3 protein-coding genes are annotated in these 2,422 nt (G+C 74.9%); all 3 read left to right on the top strand.

The window, feature by feature from the left end:
- Nucleotides 1-934, top strand: a 934-nt coding sequence (queA, locus tag LLG88_15225; GenBank protein ID MCE5248258.1) for a tRNA preQ1(34) S-adenosylmethionine ribosyltransferase-isomerase QueA, incomplete at its 5' end; no start/stop codon positions are given.
- Nucleotides 935-978: 44 nt separating this feature from the next.
- Nucleotides 979-2,085 (top strand): tRNA guanosine(34) transglycosylase Tgt, encoded by a 1,107-nt coding sequence (gene tgt, locus LLG88_15230; protein MCE5248259.1) that lies wholly within the window; start codon nucleotides 979-981, stop codon nucleotides 2,083-2,085.
- Nucleotides 2,082-2,422, top strand: a 341-nt coding sequence (locus LLG88_15235) for a hypothetical protein (GenBank protein ID MCE5248260.1), incomplete at its 3' end; no start/stop codon positions are given. The genes tgt and LLG88_15235, both read left to right, overlap by 4 nt.

Genomic DNA, 2,422 nt, shown 5'->3' on the forward strand with positions numbered 1-2,422 from the left:
GTTCGTGCGCGACCTCCCCGACCTGTTGCGGCCCGGCGACCTGCTCGTGATCAACGACACGCGCGTCCTGCCGGCGCGGATCTTCGGCCGGAAGGAGACCGGCGGGCTGGTCGAACTCTTCCTGCTGGAGCGGCGCGGCGCGGCGGAGGGACGCGAGACGTGGCGCGCGCTGATCGGCGCGTCGCGCGCGCCGAAGCGGGACGCGGTCGTCCTGCTCCCCGACGGCCACGAGGCGCGGATCGTCGAAGGGCCGGGGGACGGCGGCGAGGCGCTCGTCGAACTGAGCGGCCCCGCGCCGGTCGAGGAACTGCTGCGGCGCCGCGGCCGCCTGCCGCTGCCGCCGTACATCAGGCGCGCGCCGGACGATCCGCGGACCGCGCGCGACCGCGAGCGGTACCAGACCGTCTTCGCGTCGCGCGACGGCGCGCTCGCCGCGCCGACGGCCGGGCTGCACTTCACCCCCGACCTGCTGCGGCGCCTCGCCGAGCGCGGCGTCGGGCGCGCGACGGTCACGCTGCACGTCGGCGAGGGGACGTTCCGCCCGGTGACCGCGGCCCGCGTCGAGGACATTCAACTCCACGAGGAGTGGTGCGAACTCTCCGAGGAGACGGCCGAGGCGATCGCGCGGACGAGGGCGGCCGGCGGGCGGGTCGTCGCCGTCGGCACGACCGTCGCGCGGACTCTCGAGTCGCGCCCCTCGCGCGCGGACGGCGCGCCGCTTCCCGGCGCGGGACGAACCGACATCTTCATCGCCCCGGGACATCCGTTCCGGCACCTCGACGCGCTGATGACCAACTTCCATCTGCCCCGCTCGACCCTGCTGATGCTCGTTTCCGCCTTCGCCGGGCGGGAGCGGGTCCTGGGCGCGTACCGCGAGGCGGTGTCGCGCGGCTACCGCTTCTACTCCTACGGCGACGCGATGTTGATCCTGTGAGCGGCGCGGAGAACGGCGGCGCCGCGATCGGCCCGGGGCGCCCGATCGCCTTCGAGGTCCTCGCGCGCGACGGCGAGGCGCGGCGCGGCCGCCTGACGACGCGCCGCGGCGTCGTCGAGACGCCGGTCTTCATGCCGGTCGGAACCTGCGGCTCGGTCAAGGGCACGACCCCCGACGAACTGCGCGCGATGGGGGCGGGGATCGTCCTCGCCAACACCTACCATCTCCACGTCCGCCCCGGCGAGGAGCTGGTGCGGAAGATGGGGGGCGTCTCCCGCTTCGCGGCGTGGAACGGCCCGGTGCTGACCGATTCCGGCGGGTACCAGGTCTTCTCGCTCGCCGCGCGGCGCACGCTCGACGACGACGGCGCGACGTTCCAGGACCACATCGAAGGAACGCGCCGCCGCCTGACCCCGGAGTCTTCCATCGCGATCCAGGAGGCGCTCGGCGCCGAGATCATGATGGCGCTCGACGACTGCACCGGCGCGCCGACGGAACGCGCGGCGGCCGAGCGGGCGCTCGACCGCACGCTGCGCTGGCTGCCGCGCAACCTCGCCGCGCGGCGCGACGAGACCGCCGCGCTCTTCGGCATCGTGCAGGGGGGCGTCTTCGACGACCTGCGCCGCCGCTCGCTCGACGAGACCGCGGCGCTGCCGTGCGACGGCGTGGCCTTGGGCGGCGTCTCGGTCGGCGAGGGACGCGACGAGGTCCGGCGGATCGTGGCCGAGTTCGGGCCGCGGCTCCCCGCGGAGCGGCCGCGCTACCTGATGGGGATGGGCCGCCCGGAGGACATCGTCGAGGCGGTCGCCGCCGGCTTCGACATGTTCGACTGCGTGCTGCCGACGCGGCACGGCCGCACCGCGCAGCTCTTCACCTCGCGCGGGCCGCTGAACATGCGCAACGCGCGGTTCCGCGAGGACGAGCGCCCGCCGGACGCCGACTGCCGCTGCCCGGTTTGCGCGCAGTTCTCGCGCGCCTACCTGCGGCACCTCTACACGACCGGCGAGATGCTCGGGCCGCGGCTCGGCACGCTGCACAACCTGTGGTTCTACATGGAGCTCGTCCGCGCGATGCGCGCCGCGATCGAGGCGGGGACGTTCGCGACGTTCCGCCGCGACTTCCACGCCCGACTTGCCGAGGGGGCGGCGTGAGCGCCGCCGCGCGGCGCGACGGACCGGACGCCGAAGTCCGCGGCGGGCCGATCGCGCTCGTTTCCGACGCGCACATCGACGGCCCCGGGGCGACGCTCGACGACTTCCTCGCCTTCCTCGACGACGCGGGAAACTGGGCCGCGCGCGTCGTGATGCTCGGCGACATCTTCGCCCTCTGGCTCGGCGCGCCGAAGTACTGCGCGCCGCACCACGCCGCGGTCCTCGACGCCTGCCGCGCCCTGCGGCGGCGCGGGACCGAGGTCGTGTTCATCGAAGGGAACCGGGACTTCTTCGCCGGCCGCTGGCGCGGCGACGCCTTCGACGAGGTCGGCCTCGA

The organism is bacterium, from assembly GCA_021372775.1.
Classification (GTDB): domain Bacteria; phylum Acidobacteriota; class Polarisedimenticolia; order J045; family J045; genus JAJFTU01.